19 protein-coding genes and 1 pseudogene are annotated in these 26,627 nt (G+C 61.5%); 4 read left to right on the plus strand and 16 right to left on the minus strand.

Annotation, left to right across the window (positions count from 1 at the left end; translation table 11 throughout):
- Positions 1-69: 69 nt before the first annotated feature.
- The 8 genes from H7B90_RS07390 to H7B90_RS07425 all read right to left on the minus strand — a co-directional run bounded on the left by H7B90_RS07390 (position 70) and on the right by H7B90_RS07425 (position 12,472).
- Positions 70-1,038 (minus strand): phosphate ABC transporter substrate-binding protein, encoded by a 969-nt coding sequence (locus tag H7B90_RS07390; RefSeq protein WP_185135215.1) that lies wholly within the window; start codon positions 1,036-1,038, stop codon positions 70-72.
- 177 nt (positions 1,039-1,215) lie between these two features.
- On the minus strand, positions 1,216-2,433 hold the full coding sequence (locus H7B90_RS07395; protein ID WP_212963048.1) for a methyl-accepting chemotaxis protein: 1,218 nt from the start codon (positions 2,431-2,433) through the stop codon (positions 1,216-1,218).
- 608 nt (positions 2,434-3,041) lie between these two features.
- Complete coding sequence (locus H7B90_RS07400) at positions 3,042-4,793, minus strand: pyrroloquinoline quinone-dependent dehydrogenase (RefSeq protein WP_185135216.1); 1,752 nt, start codon at positions 4,791-4,793, stop codon at positions 3,042-3,044.
- Between the two features lie 149 nt (positions 4,794-4,942).
- On the minus strand, positions 4,943-6,532 hold the full coding sequence (locus H7B90_RS07405) for a methyl-accepting chemotaxis protein (RefSeq protein ID WP_185135217.1): 1,590 nt from the start codon (positions 6,530-6,532) through the stop codon (positions 4,943-4,945).
- A 51-nt stretch (positions 6,533-6,583) separates the two neighbouring features.
- A complete protein-coding gene (locus H7B90_RS33680) occupies positions 6,584-8,626 on the minus strand; it encodes a chemotaxis protein CheA (RefSeq protein WP_185135218.1) in 2,043 nt (680 codons plus the stop codon).
- Positions 8,627-8,658: 32 nt separating this feature from the next.
- Positions 8,659-9,090 carry a chemotaxis protein CheW gene (locus H7B90_RS07415; protein ID WP_185135219.1) on the minus strand — a complete coding sequence of 144 codons (432 nt, stop codon included), beginning with the start codon at positions 9,088-9,090 and terminating at the stop codon, positions 8,659-8,661.
- Positions 9,091-9,404: 314 nt separating this feature from the next.
- Positions 9,405-10,616: a carboxypeptidase-like regulatory domain-containing protein gene (locus H7B90_RS07420; RefSeq protein ID WP_185135220.1), complete on the minus strand. Its 1,212-nt coding sequence runs from the start codon at positions 10,614-10,616 to the stop codon at positions 9,405-9,407.
- A 92-nt stretch (positions 10,617-10,708) separates the two neighbouring features.
- Entirely contained in the window at positions 10,709-12,472 is a 1,764-nt protein-coding gene (locus H7B90_RS07425; RefSeq protein WP_185135221.1) for a pyrroloquinoline quinone-dependent dehydrogenase, read from the minus strand.
- Between the two features lie 432 nt (positions 12,473-12,904).
- On the opposite strand from H7B90_RS07425, the gene H7B90_RS07430 reads away from it, so the two are divergent.
- The gene (locus tag H7B90_RS07430; protein WP_185135222.1) at positions 12,905-13,324 is read left to right on the plus strand and encodes a cupredoxin domain-containing protein; all 420 of its coding nucleotides are present in this window, start codon (positions 12,905-12,907) and stop codon (positions 13,322-13,324) included.
- 201 nt (positions 13,325-13,525) lie between these two features.
- On the opposite strand, the pseudogene H7B90_RS33330 reads toward H7B90_RS07430, so the two are convergent.
- From H7B90_RS33330 to H7B90_RS07450, 4 genes and pseudogenes are all read right to left on the minus strand, one after another.
- Positions 13,526-13,704 (minus strand): annotated as a pseudogene (locus H7B90_RS33330) (MerR family transcriptional regulator); the annotation flags it as partial.
- Positions 13,705-13,771: 67 nt separating this feature from the next.
- The gene (locus H7B90_RS07440; RefSeq protein WP_185135250.1) at positions 13,772-14,908 is read right to left on the minus strand and encodes a Gfo/Idh/MocA family protein; all 1,137 of its coding nucleotides are present in this window, start codon (positions 14,906-14,908) and stop codon (positions 13,772-13,774) included.
- A gap of 20 nt (positions 14,909-14,928) precedes the next feature.
- Entirely contained in the window at positions 14,929-15,891 is a 963-nt protein-coding gene (locus tag H7B90_RS07445; protein ID WP_185135223.1) for a sugar phosphate isomerase/epimerase family protein, read from the minus strand.
- Positions 15,892-16,139: 248 nt separating this feature from the next.
- Positions 16,140-17,210, minus strand: a complete 1,071-nt coding sequence (locus H7B90_RS07450; RefSeq protein ID WP_185135224.1) for a Gfo/Idh/MocA family protein — start codon at positions 17,208-17,210, stop codon at positions 16,140-16,142.
- 128 nt (positions 17,211-17,338) lie between these two features.
- Between H7B90_RS07450 and H7B90_RS07455 the strand changes: the two genes are divergently transcribed.
- Positions 17,339-18,208 (plus strand): helix-turn-helix domain-containing protein, encoded by an 870-nt coding sequence (locus H7B90_RS07455; RefSeq protein ID WP_185135225.1) that lies wholly within the window; start codon positions 17,339-17,341, stop codon positions 18,206-18,208.
- A 73-nt stretch (positions 18,209-18,281) separates the two neighbouring features.
- Here the strand turns inward: H7B90_RS07455 and H7B90_RS07460 are convergent, their stop codons facing one another.
- Positions 18,282-18,431, minus strand: a complete 150-nt coding sequence (locus H7B90_RS07460) for a hypothetical protein (RefSeq protein ID WP_185135226.1) — start codon at positions 18,429-18,431, stop codon at positions 18,282-18,284.
- Positions 18,432-18,734: 303 nt separating this feature from the next.
- Here H7B90_RS07460 and H7B90_RS07465 point away from each other — a divergent pair, with 303 nt between their 5' ends.
- A complete protein-coding gene (locus H7B90_RS07465; protein ID WP_185135227.1) occupies positions 18,735-20,189 on the plus strand; it encodes an ABC transporter permease subunit in 1,455 nt (484 codons plus the stop codon).
- Positions 20,182-20,904, plus strand: a complete 723-nt coding sequence (locus tag H7B90_RS07470) for an amino acid ABC transporter ATP-binding protein (RefSeq protein ID WP_185135228.1) — start codon at positions 20,182-20,184, stop codon at positions 20,902-20,904. Before H7B90_RS07465 ends, H7B90_RS07470 begins: the two co-directional genes overlap by 8 nt.
- A 1,484-nt stretch (positions 20,905-22,388) precedes the next feature.
- Here the strand turns inward: H7B90_RS07470 and H7B90_RS07475 are convergent.
- From H7B90_RS07475 to H7B90_RS07485, 3 genes are all read right to left on the minus strand, one after another.
- On the minus strand, positions 22,389-23,126 hold the full coding sequence (locus H7B90_RS07475) for a response regulator transcription factor (RefSeq protein WP_185135229.1): 738 nt from the start codon (positions 23,124-23,126) through the stop codon (positions 22,389-22,391).
- Positions 23,127-23,244: 118 nt separating this feature from the next.
- Positions 23,245-25,047 (minus strand): two-component system histidine kinase PnpS, encoded by a 1,803-nt coding sequence (gene pnpS, locus H7B90_RS07480; protein ID WP_185135230.1) that lies wholly within the window; start codon positions 25,045-25,047, stop codon positions 23,245-23,247.
- A 32-nt stretch (positions 25,048-25,079) separates the two neighbouring features.
- Positions 25,080-26,624, minus strand: a complete 1,545-nt coding sequence (locus H7B90_RS07485) for a fumarate hydratase (RefSeq protein WP_185135231.1) — start codon at positions 26,622-26,624, stop codon at positions 25,080-25,082.
- Between the last annotated feature and the right edge of the window lie 3 nt (positions 26,625-26,627).

Genomic DNA, 26,627 nt, shown 5'->3' on the forward strand with positions numbered 1-26,627 from the left:
TAACGGCAAGGAGAGGCGCACAGTTGTCCGCCTCTCGCCGCTTGAGATCATCTCGATCCGCTCGGGTTCTTACTTATTCGTCACGTTGCCGGCCGCGTCGCGCTCGACCTTCATCTCGGATACCGGCACGAAGCCATTGTCGACGACTTCGCCGTTCTGAACTCCTTCGCTCAGGACATAATCGAGGTACGCCTTGACGACCGCGTTCGGCTCGCCCTTCGTGTACATGTGCTCGTAAGCCCATACCGGATATTGGTTCGTCTTGACGTTGTCGGCCGTCGGCTCGACGCCGTCGTATTTGAGAGCGACGACTTTGTCGTCGAGGTAGGACAGGGCCAGGTAACCGATCGCTCCCGGAGTCTCCGCGACGAGCTTCTTAACCGTGCCGGAGGAATCTTCTTGAATGGAGCCTTGAAGGTCTTCCGTCTTCGTGCCCAGCGCGAACTTCTCGAACGTAGCGCGGGTACCGGAGCTTGCCGGACGGTTGACGATGACGATCTTCTGATCGGCGCCGCCGACGTCCTTCCAGTTCGTGATCTTGCCGGTGAAGATGTCGACCAGCTGTTGCTTCGTCAGGTTGTCGACGCCTACGTCCTTGTGGGCGACGGCGGCCATAGCTACGACGGCGACTTTATGGTCGACCAGTTCCTTCGCCTTGTCGGCGTCCAGCTTCTCTTCGGCGAAGATGTCGGAGTTGCCGATGTCGGCTTGGCCGTCGGACACTTGGGACAAGCCCGTGCCGCTTCCGCCCGGTTGAACTTGGACGGAGATGCCTTTATATTGTTCTTCCGCCATGAACTTGTCCGCTACCGCTTGAGCCAGCGGCTGAAGCGCGGTGGAACCTACGGCCAGAACGGATCCGCTCAGCTTCTCTCCGCCGGAGCTCTCGCTCGGGCTGGCGCTTGCGCTCTCGCTCGGGCTGGCGCTCTCGCTAGGACTTGCGCTTCCTCCGTTAGCGGAGTTGTTGGACTTGTTGCCGCAAGCGGCAAGCGTCAGGGCGACGATGAACGTGAGCAGCAGTACCATAGACTTTTTCATTGCGGTTGGTTTCCCCTTTCCATGTTGCCAATCTAGTATTTTGGTTTCCCTCTTGCATTTCTGATTCTAGCGGGCCTGCGTAAATGGCGTGTTTTCGTTTTGTTAACGGAATGTAAAAATTGATTTCATTTAACACACCCCCGCCGAACGAGCGGTCGGACGGGAACGGGCGAGCGTTCAATGGGGACGCGCGACGCCCAGTTGGGACACGAGCTTGTCGAGCTGCCTGCGGATCTGCTCGGAGATCGCCGAAGCTTCGCGCGAAGCCTCCGTGAGCTTGGCGGCAGCCTCCAGATTGTCCGAGCTGATCTCCCACAGCCGGGCGAACGTCGACTCCGCTTTCCTCACCTGCCGGACGCCTTCGTCCGACCCTTCCTTGCCTTCCCGAACCGCTTCCGCCGCCTGCTCCGCCGAGTCGGCCATGTCCTTCAGCTGGCGGTTGATCCGGTCGGTCGACTGCTTCGTCTGGTCGGCGAGAGCCCGCACTTCCTGCGCGACGACCGCGAAGCCGCGGCCGTGCTCGCCCGCCCTGGCCGCCTCGATCTGCGCGTTCATGGCGAGCAGGTTGCAGCGGTCCGCCAGCTCGGCGATGATGCGCGTGATGCCGACCGCTTCCTTCGCCCTCTCGAGCAGCTCCGCGACGGAAGCCTCTTGCCGGTTCGCGGTGTCGTGCCACAGGCGGAACAGGCCGAGCATCTGCGTCAGCTCCTCGCGCCCGCTGTCCGCCACCTCGGCGATCCGCTCGCTGCTGAGGCGAGAATGGCCGGCCGCGTCCGATACCCGCTCGACGGCGCCCAGGATGTTGCGCACCATGCTCTCCGTTCCGCGGACGGTGCGGATCTGCCGGTCGGACGCTTCCCGCTGCAGAAGGCGGGACAAGTTCAGCAGATCGCTGATCGTCAGAATGCCGGCCGTCTTCCCGTCCCGCTTCACGACGACGGCGTCGTACAGCGTCTCCTCGCTTCGCGACATCGCGAGGTCGATCAGCTCCTGGGGCAGCATGTCCTGATCGACGGTCAGCGGCGCGGCGTCCATCAGATGCGTGATCGGCTTGTCTCCATAGAGAGCCATGCCGAACTGGGAGCTGAGATAGCGGAAGAAGCGATGCTTCATGACGAGACCGAGGGGCCGTTGGCGTTCGTCGGCGATCACGACGCACTCGAGCTCCTTGCGCTGGCGCAGCAGCACGGCCACCTCCCCGCACGACTGCCCCGGAGGAACGAGGGGACACGTTCGGAGCCACTCCGCCAGCCTCTGCGGGGTGAACGGCTCCGGCGCTTCGGGCGGCGCCGGCTCGTCGGCCTTCTCGGGCGCACGGGCGGAGTCGTTCGGATCGGAGGGCATCGGTCGGAGCTCGGTCTCCGCTTGCGGCGGATTCATCAATGCGGTGCTCATGTTTATTTTCCTCCTGACGCCTGGGGTAGGCCTTATGGACTCCAATCGTTAATCCGATCGTAGCAGAGGCTTGTCAAGCGATCGTTCGGGAATTGTTGATTGGATGTAAAATGTGGATTCGCGTAACAATTGGTCGACAGCGCCTAGTCGGCGAGGATCCGGGTCAGCCTCCGTATGGATGAATCTTTAGTTAGCATAGAGAGGAGTAGTCCCAGGTTGGTACGGCGAAGCATTGTAACATTGGAGGTTACAGGATCGACTTTGCGGGGTTCAGGCTCTGCAACATCCAAAATGGAGGTTACCGAGTCGCCTTTGCGGATCTCAAGCTCTGCAACATCCAAGATGGAGGTTACAGGGCCGCCTTTGAGGATCTTATGCTCTGTAACCTCCAAAATGGAGGTTGCAGGGCGGCCTTTGAGGATCTCACGCTCTGTAACCTCCAAAATGGAGGTTACAGAGTCGACTTTGCGGGGGCAGGCTCAAAAAAAAAGCGGCGCAGGGATAACCTCCCTTGCGCCGCCAAGCTTGCTCTGGCCTATCGGTTATTCGCGTGACGAACGCGGCCCGGACGAGCCGTCGCCCGTCATCGCCCGGCGCTGCCCGCCGCGTCAGCCGGCGTGAGAGCTGCCGGTGTTGGCGGCTCCGCCCTTGCCTTGGGTCTTGTCGCCGCCGAGGCCGAAGACGTACACCTTCGGCTTCGTGCCGCCGGAAGTGAAGATCATGTACGTCTTCCCGTCGACCGTGAAGAGCGCCGGGGCCGCCTGAATGTTGTCGCCCGCCGTCTGGAACGTCCAGATCACCTTGCCGGCCTTGATGTCGAGGGCGTTGATCTTGCCGTCCAGCTCCCCGAAGAAGGCGAGGCCGGTGTCGGTGCTCGTCAAGCCGCCGCGCTGGGGATTGGTCGTCTTGATCTGATAGACCTTCTTGCCGGTGTTGAGGTCGATCGCGGTGATGGTCCCGTAGTTCTCGGCGTTGGCCGGCGTCTCGCCCATCGTCGTGCCGAACGCCTTGGCGCCCGGCATATCCGGCGTGCTCGCTTCGGCCTCGCTCTTGGCCGACTTCAGCAGCGACGGCTGCTCAATGCCCGGGATCAGAGCGTAGTTGGTCGCCGGATCGAACGTCTCGGGCGCGTAGTTCTCGCCGCCTAGAACGCCCGGATAGACGAGCACGCCTTCCGGCGTCGGTTCCTTATGGCTGATCTTCGCGAACGGAACGCCGTCCCAGATCACGTCGCCGGTCTTGGCGTCCCAAGCCCACCATTGGCCCGACTTGCCGCCTTGGACGACGACCTTCTGGGTCTTGCCCTTGACCTTCGCGTTCAGAATCATCGGGGAAGCGGCGGCGTCGTAATCCCACAGGTCGTGGCTGATCTCCTGCTTCGCCCAGATCAGCTTGCCGGTCTTGGAATCCAGGGCGACGACCGAGTCCGTATGCGGGTTCGCGCCCGGACGGTTCTTGCCGTAGAAGTCGGGCGCGGGGTTGCCGACCCCGAAGTACATGATGCCCGTGTCCTTGTCGATGGCCGGCGGATTCCAGACGGCGCCGCCGCCTTGGAACTTGCTGTTCGCGAGCCAATCCTGCCCCTTCGGCGGAACCGTCCAGAACGGGGTCTGCCAGGCCGGAGACAAGTCGCTCGCCTTGTAGGCCATCACGAAGCCGCGGATGCCGTTGTCGCCGCCGCTGCTCCCGATATAAATGTTGCCGTTGTAATAGACCGGCGCGGTCGTCTCGTAGTTCCCGTTCTCGAGCGACACTCCCTGGACCGAATCGGCGATCTGGACCTGCTTGACCAGTTCTCCGGTCTTCTGGTCCAGCGCGACGATCGTGTTGTCGATCGTCAGCATGAACACCTTGCCTTCCCCGACCGCCACGCCGCGGTTGGCGATGATGCCGGCCTTGCTGTAGTTGGCTGCCTGCTCCGCGGGCGGCTTCCAATGCCAGAGCTGGTTGCCTGTGACGGAGTCGAACGCGAACACCTGGTTGCCGGACGTCGTGATGTAGGCGACTCCGTCGACGACGACGGGATAGCATTGGTTGCCGTTCTTGACGTCCTTGTCGAGCGTCTTCAGATCCGCGGACCAGATGACGCCCAGATCCTTCACGTTGTCGGCGGTAATCCCTTTATAGGGCACGTGACGGGTATTGTTCAGATCGAAGCCGTACGTGCCGAAGTTCTCGAACGTCTTCCCCGTGACCGTTCCGGCCGGCGCCGACGGGCTCGAGGTTCCGGTCGCGCTCGCCGAAGGGCTGGCGGACGGGGAAGCGCCCGGGCTCGCGGCGTTATTGTTGTTCTTGGCGCAGCCCGTCAGCGCCATGCTCGCCGCCAAGGCGGCGCCGATGAAGATGGTTGTCTTCCTCACGTGTCGTTCCTCCCGATCCATCAGGTCTGTGTGATCCAGAAAACTGACCCTATCATTCCACCGGCCTCCGCGCTCTAGTCATGAACGCCAGAATAAACAGCCGCATCCTGAATCGGATGCGGCTGGAGCCCCGTTATCGAGCGGCAATATTAGGAGAGCTTGAACGCGCGGACCGAATGCTGCAGGTCTTCCGCGAGCTGCGCAAGCGATTGGGCGGTCGCCGCCGTCTCCTCGCTGCTGGCGGCCGCCTCCTGCGCGGCGGAAGAGATGTTCTCGACCGCCGTCAGCACGCTGGACGATTGGGCCGCTTGCTCTTCGCTGGCGGCCGCGATCTCGGACACCTTCTCCCCCGCGCGATGAACCATATCGGCGATGGCCCGGAACGATTCCCCCGTGCGCTGGGACAGGCTGGAGCTGTCGCCGAAGGCCTGCACGCTGAGGCGGGTGTTCTCCTGCATGCCTTTGATAATGCCGGCGATCTGCTTCGTCGCTTCCCCGCTTCGTTCGGCGAGCTTGCGCACCTCGTCGGCGACGACGGCGAAGCCTCTGCCCTGCTCGCCCGCGCGGGCGGCTTCGATGGCGGCGTTCAGAGCGAGCAGGTTCGTCTGGTCGGCGATGTCCTCGATGACCTCGATGATGTCCCCGATTTTCCCCGAATCCTCTTCAAGCTTGGACATCTGTACCCGGACCGTATTCATGCTGTCCAAGGAGGAACGGATGACCTGCCCGCCTTCTTCGGCGATCTCGATCGTCCGGTCCGAGATCTCCGCGGCCTGCTCCGTATTCTGGGCGACCGAATGAATGGCCGTCGACAGCTCCGCGAACAGCTCGTTGATCGTCTGGGCCGAATGGGCTTGCGCGGTGGAGCCGTTCGCGATCTCCTCCGTGCTGGACGAGATCTGCTCGGCCGCGGCCGCGACGCCGTGGGACGAGACGGAGATGTTGCCGACGATGGCCCGAAGGTTGTCGACCATGTCGTTCGTAGCGGCGGCCACCGCGCCGACCTCGTCCTTGGACCGGTATTCGGTCTTCTCGGTCAGATCGCCGGAAGCGACCTTCTTCACGAGCCGGACGACTTCGTTCAGCGGGCTGGAGATGATCCGGGCGATCGCATAGCCGAACGCGACGCACAGAAGGACCGCGGCCGCCAAGACGGCGATCGTGATGCTGCGGGACGTCTCGAACAGCCGATTCCCGTCGTCGCGGGACTGGTCGGCGTCCGCCGTATTGACGCGAATGAGATCGTCCAGCACTTGGCGCAGCTCGGTGGACTTGGCGTCCAGATCGCCCTTGATAAGCGTCAGCAGCTCGGATTTGCGGTTCTCGTCGGCCAGCTTGGCGCCTTGGCGGACTTCGTCCGAATACGCTTTCCAGACGGCGTCGTATTTGGCGTAAATCTTCTGCGATTCGTCGCTCTGCCACGTCTCGGCGAACTTGGCCATGTTCTGATCGACCGATTGAACGTAGCCGTCCAATTGCTGATGCCGGTTGGCCAGTTCCTCCGCGGTGTCGTCGATATAGAAGTCGCGAATGACTTTGCGGATCTCGTTGACGCTCGACTTCGCTTCGATGAGAGCGGACACCGACACGAGGTTGCCGTCATACATGAAGTTTAGGCTGTCGTTCATTTTCCCCAAATTCATAATGCTGTAAATGCCGAAGGCGGCCATCATCGCGGCTATCGTAAGGAAGGAAGAGATCAGCTTGGCGCTCGTCTTGAGATTCCGGAACCATGTCATCTTGGAGGTCACCTCGGTATGTAGTGGGGGTCGTGTTCGTCGATCTTCCTTCTAATGAATTCTGCCGGCCATCCGCAGCAGATCGGCCGTATCGAGAATGAGCGCCACCTTGCCGGTCCCCAGAATGGTCGCGCCGGAGATGCCCTCCGACTGACCGATGAACGAGCCGAGCGACTTGATGACGACCTCTTGGTTGCCGACCAACTCGTCGACCGCCAGCGCCAGCCGGTTCTCCATCCGTCCGACGATGACGAGGGGGAGCTGCTTGCGCGTCTCCCGGCGCTTGGGCAGCCCGAGAAGATCGTGCAGCCAGACGATCGGGACGATCTGGTCCCGGATTCTCGCGATCGGGCTCCCGTTCACGGTGCGGATGGAGGCGGCCTCCGTCCGCACGATCTCCGCGACGCTGCTCATCGGAAGGATGAACTCCCGGTCCGCCGCGCTCACGAGCAGTCCGGTAATGATCGCCAGCGTCAGCGGCAGCCGAATGAGGAACCGGGTCCCTCTGCCGGCTTCGGTATCGATCTCGATCGTGCCGTTCATCCGTTCGATCTCGGTGCGCACGATGTCCATGCCGACGCCGCGGCCCGAGATCTCGCTCACCTGGGAAGCGGTCGAGAAGCCCGGCCGGAAAATAAGGCGTACCGCTTCCGGGCCCGAGAGCTTCGCGGCCTCCTCGGACGAGACGATCCCTTTGGCGACGGCCGAGCTGCGGATTCGGTCCGCCCGGATGCCGGCCCCGTCGTCTTCGACGGACAAGACGACCTGGTTGTCCTCATGGACGGCCCCGATCCGAAGCGTTCCCTTCCTCGGCTTGCCGGCTTGGATCCGGTCCTCGGGAGCTTCCAGCCCGTGGTCGAGGGCGTTCCGGATCAGGTGGGTGATCGGATCCCCGATCTCGTCGATAATGGTGCGGTCGAGCTCGGTGTCCTTGCCTTCGATGACGAGCTCGACTTCCTTGCCGAGCGCTCTCGCGGTATCCCGGACCATTCTGGGGAACCGGTTGAACAGCTGGTCCACCGGCAGCATCCGGACCTTCATGACGCTCTGCTGCAGCTCGCCGATCGTTCGCGTCAAATGGTCGGTCAGAGCCGTCAACGCTTCGACCTTGTCGTCGGAGCCGAGCTGCTGCCGGAACAGCTTCTGCACCTGCTGCATCCGGGTCTGGTCGATGACGAGCTCCCCGACCAGGTTCATCAGGTGCTCGAGTCGGTCGACCTGCACCCGGATCGTCTGCGATCTCGGCTTGGCGGCGGCTCCGGCGGCGGCGTCGCCTTCGGCCCTCTCCTCCTGCCGTTCCTTCTCCTCCCCCCGAGCTTCGGCGCCGCCGCTCTCTTCGCCCGCCCGCGCGGGCAGCGCCGCCGATTCGGCAGGCGCGACGAACGCCTCTTCGACGTCCAGAATGCCGGCGACCCGTTCCTTCAGCGCTTCGGCGCTGCCGTCCGCGGTCAGCAGCCAGGCGAATTCCCCCCGCTCTTCTCCCGCCGCCCGCGCTTCCTCGAGGTCGGACCAGACCACGGCGCCGATGCCGCGAATCTGCACGTCGATCAGGTAAGCGCGAACGGTCTTCATCTCGCACGCGTCGGCGAGCCGAACCCGAAGCTTGAAGGCCGGCCGCCCGGCCGATGCCGCCGCCCGCAGATCGCGCCAGGCTTCCTCCGGCGCCGCCCGGAACGGATCGGCCTCTTCCGCGGCTCCCGCCTCGTCACTCGCCGCGGCTCCCGCTCCCGCGCCCGAGCCGTCGCGCGAATTCGCCCCCGGATTCGCTTGGGCCGCGAATTCGCGCAGCTCCCTCACCAAGGAGCCGATATCGGACCGCTCCGGCCGGCCGCCGACGATCTCGGCTTGAAGCCGCTTCAATCCGTCCAGGCAGCGGAAGAACAGATCGGTCATGTCCGCCGACACGCGAAGCTCCCCGTTGCGCGCCCGGTCCAGCAGATGCTCCATCTCGTGCGTCAGCTCGTTGATCTTGGCGAACCCCATGGCGGCCGACGATCCCTTGAGCGTATGGGCGGCGCGGAACAGCCGCTGAATGCCGGAATCCGAGGCGCCCTCCCGCTCCAGACGGAGCACTTCTTCCTCGATGCTGTTCAATTGCTCGTCGAGTCGTCCAACTGAGCCCCTCCTTAGTCCCGAAGCAGCACTTCGTCCAGCTTCAGAATGCCGACCAAGCCCGACGAGGTGATGCCGATTCCGGCGAACAACGCCCCGCTCAGGCCGCCGATCCGGTCCGGAGGAGACTGGACGTCCCCGATGGCGACTACCTGGTTCACCCGGTCGACGACGATGCCCACGTATTCGTCCGCGTGGTTCAGCACGACGATTCGGGTCGCCTTGTCCGGTTCCTCCTCCGGAAGGCCGAACAGTCTTCGGAGGCCGATGACCGGAACGATCCGGCCGCGCAAATTGAAGATCCCCTTGACGTAAGGAGGACCGCTCGGAATCTCGGTAATATCCTGCATCCGGATAATCTCGTGGACTTCCGAGATCGGGATCGCGTAATTCTCGGCGCCTATGCCGAATTCGACATACTGACCCGCGCTCGTCGTCGAGCTCATGAAGATCCCGTCCCTTCGTTGTATGATCCTTCCGCAAGCCTCGGCCCACCGGCCGGGGATTTGTCGTTTCCCGATATTTCGACATATTCCGGGAAATTTTGTCGAAATTTAAGTTCATTATTTCTTCTTAAGGGGTTTCCTGTCAACGAGCTTTTCTTACTATCTTTTCGAGAGAGGAAGGGCGTTCGCGACCTTGCGGTGCTAGGGGTGAAGGGGAAGAGGCGAGCAGCGGCCCAAACGACGAACAGACCGCTGCCGGCTGGTGGCGGCCGGGCGGTCCGTTCATGGGAATTATGTCCAGATGGGAAAAGAAGTTACGCTTGGCTGGCCGATATGTTCTTCGGATCGTTCGCGCCCGGCTCGAGGAAGCTCGACGGGAGCGTGTCTCCCCAGCTCAGTTCCCGGTCTTCCACGAACTTCGTCATCTTCGTCTCGAAGAACGACGGATGAGTCTCCCATACGTCCTTCGGGACCGTCAGCACGAAGTTCCCTTCCTTGTCCGGGATCGTCACGGTATAATTCACGCCTTGGGGGACGTTCAGCCCGACCAGAATGCCGGTGTACATGGCTCCGGGAGAAGTGACGCTGACGAGGGTCGGCGGCTTGTCGACGATCTCGGTGCCTTCCTTCGGCAGCGTGATGTTGATGTCGACGCTCGTCTCGTCCGGGATGTAGAACACTTTGCCTTTCGGAAGCGTATATCTCTTTTTCCCGTTGTCCGTCGTGACCGTCAGGTTCGTGCCCTCGTCGTTCTCCGGCAGGTAGTACATGTAATAGCGGCCGTTCTCGTCGGTCGGCGTCGACTTGGCGAAGCCTTCCCCCTCGTCGCGGTCGATCCAGACGATCGCGTCCTTGATCGGATGGCCTTCGGCATCCTTCACGATGCCGCCGATCCGGTATTTGTCGATCTGGAAAAAGGAAACGACATCCCCGTCGTTGCCGACGACGCGGGCGTGCACTTCCACTTGGCTCGGATCCTTCGCGGAAGGGACGATCTTCGTCGTCTCGATCGGATAGTAGACGCTGATGGAGGTCGAGACGGACAGCAGTCGTTCCGCCGCGTCCTTGCCGATCGGCTGGCCGTTCACGGTCGCTTGGTCGAGCGACACGACTCGCACCGGAATTTCCGCCAACAGGCTCTGGTCCACGAGCATGTCGAAGGACCCGTCGTCTTCGGTCGCGATGTCGCGCTTGCTGTCTCCGACATGGATTACGGCATGGGCGACGGGCTTGTCGCCGATAAGCAGCTTGCCCGAAGACGAAGTCGTATGGGAACCGTCCATCTTCCATTGCTTCAGCGTGTATGAGGTCCGGTCGATGTCCAGGCGAATGTCCTCCGCCCGGATCGGGGAAGCCGATGCCGATACCGCCGCGGAAGCGGATGGGGATGCGGAAGCCGATGCCGTCGCGGCGGACGCCGAGGAGGACGCCGACGGAGCGGCGGCGTTATCGCCGCCGTTGGAAGCGCAGCCCGCCAATCCCGCGGCGAGCAGGACGAACGCGGCCGACTTCGATAAGTACTTCATGATCGAGCAGCTCCTTCTCAGAAGATCAGGGCAAGACTGTGGCAGCCTTGCCCTGAACGGGTATGATGCAGACGTTGCGTTCTCGATGCCGATTACTTCTTGGCGTCGTGCGCGTCGGACGTATCCGCCGTGCCCTTCGCGCCTTGGGTCTTGTCGCCGCCCAGAGCGAACACGTGAACCTTCGGCTTCGTGCCGCCGGAAGTGAACGTTATATATTCTTTGCCGTCTACCGTGAAGATAGCCGGTGCCGCTTGAATGTTGTCGCCGGAAGTTTGGAACGTCCAGACGATCTTGCCGGTCTTGATGTCCAGCGCGTTGATCTTGCCGTCCAGCTCGCCGAAGAACGCCAGACCGGTGTCGGTGCTCGTCAGGCCGCCGCGCTGCGGGTCCTTCGTCTCGACCTGGTACGCTTGCTTGCCGGTGTTCACGTCGATCGCGGTGATCGTGCCGTACGTCTTGACGTCGGCCGGAGTCTCGCCCATCGAGGTGCCGAACGCCTTCGCGCCCGGCATGTCCGGGGTAGCGGCTTCGTCCTGGTTCTTGGCCGACTTGATCAGCATCGGCTGCTCGACGCCCGGGATGAGGACGTAGTTCGTGGCCGGATCATATGTCTCCGGAGCGTAGTTCTCGCCGCCGAGCGCGCCCGGGGAGACGAGAACGCCTTCCGGGGTCGGTTCCGGGTGGTCGATCTTCGCGAACGGGATGCCGTCCCACACGACGTCGCCGGTCGCCGCGTCCCACGCGAACCATTGGCCGGACTTGCCGCCTTCGACGACGATTTTCTGCTTCTTGCCCTTAACCGTCGCGTTCAGGATCATCGGGGAAGCCGCGGCGTCATAGTCCCACAGGTCGTGGCTGATCTCCTGCTTCGCCCAGACGAGCTTGCCGGTCGCCGCTTCGACGGCCACGACCGAGTCCGTGTACGGGTTCGCGCCCGGACGGTCCGCGCCGTAGAAGTCCGGGGCCGGGTTGCCGACCGCGAAGTACATGATGCCGGTCTCGGCGTCGATCGCCGGCGGGTTCCATACGGCGCCGCCGCCTTGGAACTTGCTGTTCGCGAGCCAGTCTTGGCCCTTCGGCGGAACGGTCCAGAACGGACTGTCCCAAGCCGGGGTCAGGTCGCTGGCCTTGAAGGCCGCTTCGAAGCCGCGGACGCCGTTGTCGCCGCCGCTGCTGCCGATGTAGACGATGCCGTTGTAGAACAGCGGAGCCGTCGTCTCGTAGTAGCCGTTCTCCAGCGTGACGTCCGGATAGTAGTCGCTCAGCTTGACCTTCTTGACCAGCTCGCCGGTCTTCTGGTCCAGAGCGACGAGTTGGCAGTCGATCGTCAGCATGAACACCTTGCCGTCGCCTACCGCCACGCCGCGGTTGGCGATGATGCCGGCTTTGCTGTAGTTGGCCGCTTCTTCAGCCGGCGGCTTCCAGTGCCAGATCTGGTTGCCGGTCACGGCGTCGAACGCGAACACCTGGTTGCCGGAGGTGGAGATGTAGATGACGCCGTCGACGACGACCGGATAAGCCTGGTTGCCGTTCTTCACGTCCTTGTCCAGCGTCTTCAGGTCGGCCGACCAGACGACGCCCAGCTCGTTCGCGTTGTCCGCCGTAATCTCTTTATAAGGAACGTGGCGGGTGTTGTTCAGATCGAAGCCGTAAGTACCCCAGTTCTCGAAGCTCGTGCCCGTTACCGCAGCCGGGGATGCCGACGCCGAGGCCGATGCCGACGGCGATGCGGAGCCGGAAGCCGACGGGGAGGCCGAAGCGCTCGAGCCGGAATCGTTGTTGTTATTGCCGCTGCACGCGGTGAGCGCAAGGCTGGCTGCCAATACGGCGCCGATGACTGCATAAGATTTTCTCACGGATGACTCCTCCTCAGATGACCACGCAAAATGTGACTTTCTTCCTGCATCCTTGCTTGGGCGGAACAAAAGACCGCTGTTTAAACAACAGCGGCAACGCTCGGGAATGACCTAACCCCTTTTAATTCCGAAGGCATATTGCGAATAACCGTTGACAGGACTTTCTTCTTACCAGTAAGACTTCTAGCAACACGTATCTTACTCTCAAATAATTCATCCGTCAACGAATTTTTTGTCTAAATCGTGTCCAAACGTGCGGAATGATCGCGAAATATGTCGAATTGATGAAGGATCGCACGTCATGGTTAAAAGGAGGGGATAACGGGTAACTTAGGGTTGACGAGCTCCGTCACGGAGGCGTATACTTGCTCGTTGACAGGAATCTTACTAGTAAGGCGGATTCACTACACACACATCGGGAGGTCTTCAATCATGAGCAAGAAATCTTACCTTTTCCTGGCGATGGTCGCTATCGCAGCCGTTCTCGCCCTGAGCGCGTGCGGCAGCAACAATAACAATAACGCGGCGAGCCCTTCGGCGAGCCCGTCCGCAAGCGCTTCGGCTAGCGCTCCTGCGGCAGGCGGCGGCGAGACCAAAGAGATCACCGTCACCGCTACGAACTTCCAGTTCGACCAACCGGACATTCAACTGCACGTCGGCGACACCGTCAAGCTGACTCTGAAGAACGACAGCGGCAACCACGGTCTGGAGATCCCGGATCTGGGCGTCAACCTCAAGAACGGCGAGACGGCTACCTTCACGGTCGACAAAGCCGGCACGTACGACTTCAACTGCTCCATCCAATGCGGTTCCGGCCACGACAACATGACGGGCACGATTACCGTATCCTAATGGAATTCGAATAGGAAGAAGCCTCTCCGGTTCGCCGGAGAGGCTTTTTTTCGTTGCGTGCAGCGGGAAGCCCGTCAAGTCAGGGCTTGCCCCCTGCCTTGAAGATCTCGACCAGGCTGGTGAAGCTGTCTTCGCCGCGCCCCTTCTCCATCCCTGAAGCGCTTCGATTTGCCGCTTCGCGTCGCTCAGCTTTCGTTCTTACGCGGCCAGCATCTCCTCGCAATATTCATAGTCGTCGGGATCGGACGCCTCCCCTCGGAACAGGACGGCGATCTCGTCAATCGTCAACCCCAGCTTCAGGTACAGCTGAATGACTTGACCCGCTCGACGGCCGATTCGCCGAAATCCCGGTCATCGTTCTCCAATCGGTCGGCGTTCAACCTTACCTGCGCACAAAAAAGAAGCTCCCGCGCCGTTCGAGGACGCCGCAGGAGCTTCTCGTTGCCGTTATACTTCGTCTACGCTGACCCAAGTGCCTCTCTCGATCGACAGGTCGACCGCTTCGAGCACTTCCTGGCAGCGGACGCCGTCCGCGAACGTCGGGGCGAACGGGGAATTCGTCGCCAGGTGCTGCACGAATTCGTACACGATGTGCACGAAGCCGTGCTCGTAGCCGATGATGTGGCCCGTCGGCCACCAGTTGCCCGCGTACTTATGCTGCGGTTCCGTCGCCAGAACGCGGCGGAAGCCGGCCAGCTCCGGCTCGTCTTCGCGGAAGTACACTTCGAGCTCGTTCAGACGCTCCAGATCCCAGCGGATCGTTCCCTTGCTGCCGTGGATCTCGAACGTGTTGTGGTTCTTGCGGCCGGTCGCGAAGCGGCTGGCGACGAAGATGCCCATCGCGCCGTTCTTGAAGTCCGCGAGGAACGCCGTCGCGTCGTCGACGGTCACTTCGCCCTTCTCGGTCGCGGAAGCCTGGCCCGCCAAGCCCTGGGAGGAGGTCAGCAGCGGACGCTCCTTCACGAACGTGCGGTTGTGGCCGACGACCCGGTCGAATTCGCCGATCAGGAACCGGGCGAGGTCGATGCTGTGCGCGTTGATGTCTCCGTGCGCGCCGGAGCCGGCGACTTCCTTCTTCAGGCGCCAGGCGAGCGGCGTCTGCGGATCGACGAGCCAGTCCTGCAGATAGGTCGCGCGGTAATGATGGATCTCGCCCAGCTTGCCGCTGTCGATGATCGACTTCGCCAGCTGCACCGCCGGCAGGAACCGGTAGTTGAAGCAGATGCCGTGCTTCACTCCGGCCTTCTCCGCGGCTTCGAGCATCTCGCGGGCGTCGGACAGGTTCAGCGCCAGCGGCTTCTCGCAGAATACGTGCTTGCCCGCCGCGATCGCGGCCAGCGCGATCTCCTTGTGCGCGTCGCTCGGCGCGTTGATGTCGATGAAGTCGATGTCGTCGCGGGCGACGAGCTTGCGCCAGTCGGTCTCGTAGCCGTCCCAGCCGAACTTGTCGGCGGCGGCCTTGACTCCCTCTTCGTCGCGTCCGCAGATCGCCTTCATGACGACTTCGGCGTCCATGTCGAAGAACATGTTGACGTCTTTATAGGCATGGCTGTGGGCTTTGCCCATGAACTTGTATCCGACCATGCCCACATTGATTTTCTTGTTTACGCCCACCACATCTCACCAGCGCTTTCTTTGAGAATAAGTCCGTTCAGGAAGTTCGCGGCCTTCGTGAAGCCTTCGTTGACGCTCATCAGGCCGTCCTCGTGCTCGATGCTGATCGCGCCGTCGTAGCCGATCGTGCGCAGCGTGCTGATCAGGTGCTTCCAGAAGTCGTCGTCGTGGCCGTAGCCGACGGTGCGGAACACGAACGAACGGTTCAGAATGTCGCCGTAGTGCTTCGTGTCGAGAACGCCGTTAAGCGCCGTGTTGCGCGCGTCGATCTTCGTATCCTTCGCGTGCACGTGGTAGATGGAGTCGCCGAGCGCCTTCACGCACTCGATCGGGTCCATGCCCTGCCAGAACAGATGGGACGGGTCGAAGTTGACGCCGATGTTGTCCCCCGCTTCGCGGCGCAGGCGAAGAGCCGTCTCCGTGTTGTAGACGAGGAAGCCCGGGTGCGATTCGATCGCGACCTTCACCCCATGCTTGCGGCAGAACTCGGATTGTTCCTTCCAATAAGGAATGGCGACCTCGTTCCATTGCCATTCGAGCACCGTCAGGAAGTCCGGCGGCCACGGGCAGGTGACCCAGGACGGGTACTTCGAGTTCGGGGATTCGCCGGGGCAGCCGGAGAACGTAATGACCGTATCGATGCCGAGCTTCTCGGCGAGCTGCACGGTGGCGACGAAGTCGTCGTGGTGCGCCTTCGCGACGGCTTGATCCGGATGGAGCGGGTTGCCGTGGCAGCTGAGCGCGCTGATCGTCAGACCGCGCGACTCGACGGCGTTGCGTATGCGTTGAATCGCTTCTTCGTCGTTAAGGATGGCCGCCGCGTTCACGTGGGCGGTGCCGGGATAGGCTCCCGTTCCGAGCTCTACCGTCTGGATGCCCGCCGACTTGGCGGTGTCGAGCGCTTGCTCCAGCGATTGCTGGCCGAACAGGACAAGGAAAATTCCGAGTTTCACTGCCTTCACCTGACCTTTACGGATATTGGGGACGTCGGGCCGACGACCGGGCGGTCTTCGAGACGAGCGGAACGCCGCGGCTTGGCCGTCCCCTTTGTTTAATCGACAAACTTAGTTTACTTCAAAAATGAAGCGCTGTCATCCATCCCATGGACCGATTTCGAATTTATCGCGCATCAGGAAGCCATGTTGCCCTCTCGCTCCCCCGTCCGAACAGCCCCTTCGCTGTCGAAATTTCCCGGGCAATGTCAGACGAACGACACCGCTTGTCCCTTCGCCGCGGACTCGTAGATCGCCTCCAGAATCTCCTGGACGACGAGGCCCTGCTTCGCGGTGACGACCGGCGCGCGATCGTTCAGAATCGCGTCGATCCAGGCGCGCGCTTCCCGCTCCGCCGAATCGTTCGGCGCCTCCGCGTTCCATTGGTCGCCGAGCACGATCTCCTTCGTGTACAGATGACCGTGCTCTTCGCCGTTGATCCGGAGGCCCTTCTTCATGTCGGCGCCCGCCTTCGTCCCGCACAGGGTCACCTTCGCCTCGTCCACGTCCAGCGTATTGAGAGCCCAGCTCGACTCCAGCCATACCGTCGCGCCGTTCTTCATCGTGATCATGGCGAAGGCCGAATCCTCGACCGTGAACTTGGACGGGTCCCAGTTGCCCCAGGCGTTGGCGGCGCTGCCTTGCTCGGCGAGCTTGCGATAGGTCGTGCCGAGAACGGCGCGCGGCTCGTAGTTGTCCATCATCCAGAGGGCCAGGTCGAGCGCGTGCGTGCCGATATCGATCAGCGGTCCGCCGCCCTGCTTCTCCAGGTCGAGGAAGACGCCCCACGTCGGGACCGCCCGGCGGCGAACCGCATGGGCCTTGGCCAAGTAGATCTCGCCGAGCTCGCCTTGGCGGCACGCTTCGTTCAGCCAGCGGCTGTCCGCGCGGAACCGGTTCTGGTACGCGATGCTCAGCTTGCGCCCCGTCCGCTCCGATACCTCGAGCATCCGGCGGGCGTCCGCGGACGTCTTCGCCATCGGCTTCTCGCACAGCACGTGCTTGCCGGCTTCCATGGCGGCGATGGAGATCTCCGCATGGGTATCGTTGGGCGTGCAGACATGAACGACTTGGACGTCGGGGTCGTTCAACAGGTCTTGCACGCTGCCGTAGACTCTCGCGTCCGGCGTGCCGTACTTCGCCCTGGCGTCCTGGGCTCTCTCCTCCGACACGTCGAAGAAGGCCGTCAGCCGGGCTTCCGGGACTTTGGCCAGGGAGGGCAGATGCTTGCCGTAGGCGATGTCCCCGCAGCCGATCATGCCGACATTGACTGTGCTCAATTCTCGTCCTCCTTGCATGGATGCTGAATTCCTTCTACAATTCAAGTATAGCATGCAGAAGCCGGAATCCCATCCTCGATCATGAGTCGTCGTTATGCTATTTTGCTGTTAGGGGGCCACTATCGACCATGCAGGTTTATAAGGAAAAGATAGAATACGAGAACCCCTTGCTCTCCATTAAAGTATGGCAGGCCAGACGCGACAGCAACTTCCCGATCGGCTGGCACCACCACCCCGAATGCGAGCTGCTGCTCATCGAGAAGGGAAGGCTCGACGTCGAAGTCGACAACGAAGTGTTCCCGCTTCACCCCGGCGACGTGGTCGTGCTGGGGAGCTCCCAGCTTCACCGGGACCGCAGCTATGGGGAGAGAGTCGAATATACCGTGCTTCAATTCGACCTGCAGACTTTTTTCGACCAGAGCACGATCCCGTATCTTCAATACTTCAACGAGACGAAGGTTCCGCTTAGCGCGATGAACTATATTTTCCGCGACAACCCCGACGCCCGCAATCAGGTCGCCCATTGCATCCGGGAGATCTACGAAGAAGCCCTGCGGAAGGAGAGCGGCTACGAGCTGGCCGTCAACCTGCTGATCAAGCGGATTCTCCTCATCCTGATCCGCGCCGACACGCTCGGCCTTCTCGCGGACCAGGACCGCGTGGAGCGGATCCGGCTCAAGCCGGTGCTGGATTACGTCGAGGACAACATCGCCGAGAGAGTGACCGTGGAGGAAGCGTGCCGGCTCGCGAATATGAGCTATTATTACTTCGTCAAGTTTTTCAAGAAGACGATGGGGCTGAGCTTTACGGAATACGTCAACTTTCGGAAAATCAAAAGGGCCGAGCAGCTCCTCCTCACGCGGGATCTGAGCATCAGCGAGGTGGGCGACCAGACCGGCATGCCGAACATGGCGCATTTCTACAAGATGTTCAAGCGCTTCAACAACTGCTCCCCGAAGGAATTCCAGCGCAAGATGCTGGCTTGGGGAAGACGATAGAACGACCGAAGGGCCGCCCAGCCGGGCGGCCCTTCTTGCTGCATATAGCGGCTTGATATGGTAATCCCTTCCGTCATCCGCCCGTCGGAGGTTCGTTGTGCCCTCCGTTCGCGACGCCGGCCGGCCGCGCGGCCGAGGCTCCTTGAACCGCCCCGAGCGCGCCGACGACCGCCAGCGCCGCGATGACGATCTTGCGCGCGAGCATCCGTCTTCTTTTTCTCATCCTTATCCTATCCCTCTTCCTATCCTCTATAACTGCCGTCCGGGACGAATGCGCATTCCGTGCCCAAGCCCGCGTCAGGCTTCCGTTCTCCCGCGCCTCGCCCCCTCTCGCATCGCTATGGAAGTCATTTTACGTTCCGAGGAACCGCGGCGGTAGTTACCGGGGTCACGTGATCCGTCATCGGACACGAGAAGGCCGATTAGGAGGAATGGAATAAATTCAATCTTGAGCCGTTGGTTTCTTTTGGGTATATTAACATAGGCGCTTTTTGCGGCGTCCAAATTCGACAGTGGAAGTGACATCATGAACGTCAGAGCATTCAAGCGGTTCGCGCTCCCGATCGCCTGCTTCCTCCTGCTGGCCTGCGCCCTGTTCGCGCCGGTCCCGGGAACGGCCGAAGCGGCCGGCGAGAAGACGATCACCATGGGCACGTCCCCGGACTATCCGCCCTACGAGAACGTCGACGCGGCGGGCAGCGGGGACATCGTCGGCCTCGACGTCGACATCGCGAAGTACATCGCCGGCAAGCTCGGCTACGAGCTGAAGTTCGCTCCGTCGGACTTCGACGGGCTGATCGCAGCCCTCCAGACGAAGCGCGTCGACTTCGTCATGTCGGCTATGTCGGTTACGGAGGAGCGCAAGCAGAGCGTCGACTTCTCCGATATCTATTACAACGCGACGAACACGATCGTCTCGTTGAAAGACAAGAGCCTGGGCACGTTGGACGAGCTGAAGGGCAAGCGGGTCGGCGTCCAGCTCGGTTCCACCCAGGAGAAGGTGACGGATGAGCTGAAGGATGCCACGATTCTGCGGCTTAACAAGATTCCCGATCTCATCCAGGCTCTCAAGGCGAACCGGATCGACGCCGTTATCGTCGAAGACGCCGTTGCCGCCGGCTATGCCGGAGCCAACGAGGATTTGAAGTTCTCCATGATCCCCCCCTCCGGCGAAGGAGAAGGCTACGCGATCGCCTTCCCGAAGGGCTCGGAGCTTAGGGAAGAATTCAACGGCGTGCTCGCGCAGATGAAGGAAGACGGCACGCTGCAGAAGATGGTCGACCAGTGGTTCGGCACCGAAGCCTCGAGCGGAGACTCGGGCGGCGTCTTCCATTTCGAACGGCTCGGCAAATACATGGGCTACATTTTCCGGGGCGTCTACGTAACCTTGCTCTTCACCCTCGTCTCCGCCGCGTTCGGATTCGTGTGGGGGTCCGTCCTGTCCTTGTTCAAAATTTCGAAAATCGCGCCGCTGCGCTGGTTTTCCACCGTCTATACTTCGATCTTCCGGGGAACTCCGCTGCTCTTGCAGCTCGCACTCATCTATTACGCGATCCCCCAGCTGTTCCACTACAACATTCCCGCGCTGCTGGCGGCCGGGCTCGCGTTCGGCCTCAACTCGGCGGCCTATCTGTCGGAGACGATCCGCGGGGGCATTCTGGCCGTCGACAAGGGCCAACGGGAAGCCGCGCTCGCCCTCGGCATCCCTTATCGGACGATGATGGTCAGCATCATCATGCCGCAGGCGATCAAGAACATTCTGCCCGCTCTGGTGAACGAATGCGTCGCCCTCGTGAAGGAGTCTTCGCTCGTGTCCGTCATCGGCGTCGCCGACCTTATGCGCCGCGCCAGCGTCGTGCAGGCGAACACCTTCATGGCGTTCGAGCCGCTGATCGTCGTCGGAGCCATCTATTACGCGCTTGTACTCGTGCTGACTTCGTTGGCGCGATTGCTCGAGAGGAGGATGCGCCGCAGTGATTAACGTCGAACATTTGACCAAGAGCTTCGGCAAGAACGAGGTGCTGCGAGACATCTCCACCACCGTCGATCGCGGGGAGGTCGTGGCCGTCATCGGGCCGTCCGGTTCCGGCAAGTCCACGTTCCTCCGCTGCCTCAACCTGCTGGAGACGCCCACTTCCGGGCGCATCGTCGTGGACGGCGTCGACCTGACCGACCGCCGGACGAACATCACCCAATTCCGGCAGCGCATCGGAATGGTGTTCCAGCACTTTCACCTGTTCCCTCATATGACCGTCATGGAGAACCTTATCTTCGCCCCGACCCGGGTGAAGGGAATGTCCCGCGACGAGGCCCACGCCAAGGGCTTGCAGCTGCTCGAACGCGTCGGACTGAAGCATAAGGCGGACGATTATCCGTCCAAGCTGTCCGGCGGCCAGAAGCAGCGCGTCGCGATCGCCCGCAGCCTCGCCATGGACCCGGACGTGATGCTGTTCGACGAGCCGACCTCGGCGCTCGATCCCGAGATGGTCAAGGAAGTGCTCGCGGTTATCCGCGACCTCGGCTCCTCGGGAATGACGATGCTGATTGTCACCCACGAGATGAAGTTCGCCCGCGAAGCCGCGGATACGATCTACTTCCTCGACGGCGGCAAGCTCCTCGAGCGTTCGTCGCCCGCCGACTTCTTCGCCCAGCCTCAAACCGAACGCGCCGCCCGCTTCCTGGAGCAGGTGCTGTAACCGCGCGCGTGTTGCAAGAGCCGGAGTCCGTCTCCGGCTCTTCTTCTTTTCTCCTTAGTCGCCTTATCCCCTCGGCTCAGCCGCACCCCCCCGTCCTCCTCGTCCCCTTGTGCCACTCTCCCTTTCGCTCAGGAGCGCTGAGGTCGGCACTTGTCCCTCTTTTTACCGCCTTATACTCTTATCCCCTCGGCTCAGCCGCCCCCCCGTCCTCCTCGTCCTTCTCGTACCCTTGTGCCACTCTCCCCTTTGCTCAGGAGCGCTGAGGATAGCACTTGTCCGTCTTTTTACCGCCTTATACTCCTATCCCCTCGGCTCAGCCTTATTCATTCGTCCTCCTCGTCCCCTTGTGCCACTCTCCCCTTTGCTCAGAAGCGCTGAGGTCGGCACTTGTCCCTCTTTTTACCGCTTTATACTCTTATCCCCTCGGCTCAGCCGCTTTCATTCGTCCTCCTCGTACCCTTGTGCCATTCTCCCCTTTACTCAGGAGCGCTGAGGTCGGCACTTGTCCCTCTTTTTACCGCTTTATACTCTTATCCCCTCGGCTCAGCCGTATTCATTCGTCCTCCTAGTATCTTTGTGCCACTCTCCCCTTCGCTCAGTATTGGTAACCTACCGACAGACCTGAATCGAAGGGATAATGGCACGCGCTGCTAATCGGATAAATGGCCGAAGAGGCTCGAACTGAGCAGACGGGATAGTGGTACAAGCTGCGCAAAACGAAGATATTGCCTACCTGGCGGACCTGATTCGAAGGGATAATGGCACGAGCTGCTAATTGAAAAAATGGCGGGAGAGATCCGAACTGAGCAAAGGGGATAGTGGTACAAGCTGCGCAAAACCAAGATATAGCCAACCCGGCTTCCCTGAATCGAAGGGAAAATGGCACGCGCTGCTAATCGGATAAATGGCCGAAGAGGCTCGAACTGAGCAGACGGGATAGTAGTACAAGCTGCGCAAAACGAAGATATTACCTACCCGGCGGACCTGAATCGAAGGGATAATGGCACGCGCTGCTAATCGGATAAATGGCCGAAGAGGCTCGAACTGAGCAGACGGGATAGTGGTACAAGCTGCGCAAAACGAAGATATTGCCTACACGGCGGACCTGATTCGAAGGGTTAATGGCATATGCTGCTAATTGGATAAATGGCGTGAGAGTTCCAAACTGAGCAGAGAGGATAGCGGTACAAGCTGCGCAAAACGAAGATATAGCCTACCCGGCAAACCTGATGCGAAGGGATAATGGCATATGCTGCTAATCGGATAAATGGCGGGAGAGGCCCAAACTGAGCATAGGGGATAGTGGCACAAGCCATGCAAAACGAAGATATGCCTACCCGGCCAGCAAACCTGATTCGAAGGGATAATGGCACGTGCTGCAAATCAGATAAATGGCCGGAGAGGTCCGAACTGAGCTGAGGGGATAGTGGCGCAAGCCTCGCAGAATAAGAAGAAGCCGCCCCGATAAGGAGCGGCTTCTCGCCTCATTTGGTCATCGTCGGACTCGACGCGCTCTTGCGGCTGATCATCAGCTTGTAGCCGACTCCGCGGATCGATTCGATCTGAACCGTCTGCTGGTTCAACTCGAGCTTCTTGCGAAGCGAGCTGACGTGAACGTCCACGGTGCGCTGCCCGCCGATGTAGTCGAAGCCCCATACGACGTTCATGAGGTCGTCCCGGGTGATGACGATTCCCGGCCGCTCGGCGAGATACAGCAGCACTTCGAATTCCTTCGGCCGAAGGGTGATCCACTGGCCGTTCAGGCACACTTCATACTTGTCGGGATAAATCTGCAGATCGCCGAGGGTGATCACTTTATCGCCTCTCTCGGAGGCGGTCTCTTTGGTCTCCTCGTTGCGCGACCTGCGCAGAACGGCCGACGTCCGGGCGAGCAGCTCCGCGACTCCGAACGGCTTCGTGATGTAGTCGTCCGCCCCGAGCTTCAGCCCTTGAACCACTTCTTCTTCCGCGTTGCGCGCCGTCAGAATGATGACCGGCGTCTTGACCCCGTTCTGCCGCAGCTTCTGCAGCACTTCGAATCCGTTCATGCCCGGAAGCATGAGATCGAGGAAAATAATCGCGTAATCCTCGTGTATGGCATTATGCAGTCCTTCCGCTCCATTGCCGACGACCTCCGTCTCGTATCCTTCCAGCGAGAGGTTGTAGGTCACAAGCCGCGCAATAGTCGGTTCGTCCTCAATGATTAGCACCTTGTCCGACATAGGTACCTCCGGTCCGGCACAAGCATGCCGTGTTGTGCTCGCATAGCCAATTTATCATGCCACTGTAAACGTAACGTCATCCGATTGTTATCCGGAGATTAAAAAGGCGTCGAGATTACTAAGCCTGGATTAAAGGAAGCTCCAGAATGAAATGGGAACCCACTCCGACCGTGCTCTCGACCCGGATGGAGCCGTGATGCAGCTCCGCCAGATGCTTCACGATCGACAGGCCCAGCCCGGTGCCGCCGGAGCTTCTCGAGCGGGCTTTGTCCACCCGGTAGAACCTCTCGAAGATGCGAGGGAGATCCTTCTTCGGGATGCCGATCCCCGTGTCGGAGACGGTAATCCGCACGCGGTCGTCCCCGCCTTCCGGATCGGTCCCCTCGACGAACTCCGCCTTCACGCGCACCGTTCCCCCTTCGGGCGTATAGTTGATCCCGTTCTGGAGAAGGTTGAGCAGAATCTGGCCCAGCCTGTCTTCGTCCGCTTCCACGAACAGCTCTTCCTCCGCTTGCAGGTCGAGCGCGATGTTCTTCTTGGTCGCTTCCGTCGACATGAATTCCATGAGCCGTTCCAGGAAGGCACGGACGTCGACGGGAGAAAATTGCAGCGGGGAGCGCCTCGATTCGATCTTGGACAGCTCCAGGATATCTCCGATCAGACGGTTGAGCCGCTCGCTCTCGTCGTGGATGATCGTCAGGAACGAATGGGCCGTCTCCGGATCGTTCACCGCTCCCGCCAGCAGCGTCTCCGCGAAGCCCTTGACCGCCGCGACCGGCGTCTTGAGCTCGTGGGAGACGTTGGCGACGAATTCGCTGCGCATCCGCTCCAGCCTCCGGATGGCGGTCACGTCCTGCAGAACGAGCAGCAAGCCGGGATCGCCGCTCTCCTCGCCCATGCTCATCGGGACGATGTTCACTTCAAGCAGCCGCTCTTCCGGGTAGTAGACCGTCAGTTCTTCATGCAGCGGCTCGTGGTTCTGCAGCGCCTCGCGAATGAGCTGCAGCAGCTCGTACTGCTGCTTCGCCTCGGAATAGCTTCGTCCGACCCTCTCCCGGGTCGTGCTTCCGAGAAGCTGCTCCGCGCTGCGGTTGTAGAGCTTGACCCGCCCGTCCGGGCCGATCATCACGACGCCGCTCGTCATGTTGTCGAGCACCGACTGCAGCCGGATCTCGTTCTGGCGGATCTCGTCGACCTGATCCTGCAGGCTGGCCGCCATCGCGTTCAGAGCCCGCGCCAGCTCGCTCACTTCGTCGCGGCCGGCGTCCGGCACCCGGATCTCGTAGTCCATGTTCGCCATCCGCTTCGCGGCCGACGTCATTCGCTCGAGCGGGCGCGTCACGCTCCGCGCGATCCGGTAGCTGACGGCCGCGGCGATGACGAACAGGATGAGCAGGCCGGACACGAGGGCGATCCACATGTTCCCGAGGCTGCGCTCGACGTCCTTCAGGCTGACGGCCAGCCGCACGATGCCGACGGTCTTGTCGCCGTCCTTCACAGCCATGGCTACGTACAGCATGTTCTGGCCGAGCGTCGGACTGTTGCGGATGCTGCTGCCGAGCCCGCTCTCGAGCGCTTCCTTCACTTCCTTGCGGTCCGAGTGGTTGTCCATCGTCGCCGGGTCGTGGTCGGAGTCGCCGAGCACGAGGCCGTCGGGCCGAATGTACGTGATTCGCATGTCGGCCAAATCTTTGAATCTCTGCGCCTGCGACTGAAGATAGGCGGCTTGCTCGGACTCCGGCTGGCCCGCCGGCCAAGGAGCGGCGGCGATCAGCACCCGGATCTCCGCCACCATATGGTCCTTCAAGGCGTTCTGATGGTTCTCCTTGTAGGAGAAGCTCATCAGAATGCCCGCCGCGAGGACGGTCAGACCGATGAGCAGCAGGAACAGCGCGGTCAGCTTGAAGCGGAATTTATGCATCGACGTACTCCCCGCAGTCGGTCTGCGTTATATTATGCGAATACCGGCTCCTTGAAGCGGGCCAGCTTCTCCTTCGAATCGCGGTCGACGTCGGCGTGCAGGCTGTTCCCGTGCGAGTCCATCGTGACGATGGCGGCGAAGCCTTCGACCTGCAGATGCCACATCGCTTCCGGGATGCCGAATTCCATGAAGTCGACGCCGTTCACCTTCTTGATGCATTCGGCATAATACTGCGCCGCGCCGCCTACCGCGTTCAGATAGACGCCTCCGTGCTCCTTGAGCGCCGCGAGCGTCTTCGGCCCCATGCCGCCCTTGCCGATGACGGCGCGGATGCCGAACTTCTTCATGATGTCGCCCTGGTACGGCTCCTCGCGCGCGCTCGTCGTCGGCCCGGCCGCCTTCACGTGCCAGCCTTCGTCATCCTTCAGCATGACGGGGCCGCAATGGTAGATGACGCCGCCGTTCAGATCGATCGGAGAGTCGTGGTCCATCAAGTACTTGTGCAGGGCGTCGCGGCCCGTATGCATCTCGCCGTTCAGGATGACGACGTCGCCGACCTTGAGCGAACGAACCTGCTCTTCGGTCAGCGGCGCGGTCAGCACGACTTCGCGGCGTTCGCCTGCCGGCACGGCGGCGGCTGCAGCCGCCGGCTTGGCATCCTCGTTCATTTTCACATTCGAGCCGGTCTCGTAGATCCATTCCTTGATCTCGTGCGTGCTGCCGTCGAGGAGGACGCCTTGGCGGCGGTACGCCCAGCAGTTATAGGCGACGGAGACGAAGAAGCTCGCCGGCAGCCGGTTCATGACGCCGATCTTGCACCCGAGCAGCGTGACGTTGCCGCCGAAGCCCATCGTGCCGATGCCGAGCTGGTTCGCGGTCTCCAGGATGTAGTCTTCCAGCTTCGCCAGATCTTCAATCGGGTTCACGTCCTCGATATGGCGGAACAGCTGCTGCTTCGCCAGCTCGTAGCCCGTCGTCCGGTCGCCGCCGATGCCGACGCCGATGAAGCCCGCGCTGCAGCCTTGGCCTTGCGCCTGGTAAACGGCGTGCAGAATGCACTTGCGGATGCCGTCGAGGTCGCGGCCGGCCTTGCCCAGCCCTTCCAGCTCGCACGGCAGGCTGTACTGGATGTTCTTGTTCTCGCAGCCGCCGCCCTTCAGGATGAGACGGACGTCGACGTCGTCCCGCTCCCACTGCTCGAAGTGGATGACCGGCGTGCCCGGCCCCAGATTGTCGCCCGTGTTCGCGCCCGTGAGCGAGTCGACGGAGTTCGTGCGCAGCTTGCCGTCCTTCGTCGCCCGGGCGACGGCTTGGCGGATCTCCTTCTTCATGACGATCTGGTTCGCTCCGACCGGCGTGTGCACGACGAACGTCGGCATCCCCGTGTCCTGGCAGATCGGGGACACGTTGCACTCGGCCATCTCTATGTTCTGCGCGATCGTGGAGAGCGACAGGCCGGCGCGCGTGGCGCTGTCTTCCGCTTCCCGGGCCGCGGCGATCGTGCGGCGCACGTCGGCGGGCAGGTTCGTGGACGTCTCGACGATAAGCTTGTAGACACTCTCTTCAAAGGTAGACATGGT

This window comes from Cohnella xylanilytica, from assembly GCF_014212175.1.
In the GTDB taxonomy this organism is placed as follows: Bacteria; Bacillota; Bacilli; order Paenibacillales; family Paenibacillaceae; genus Cohnella; species Cohnella xylanilytica.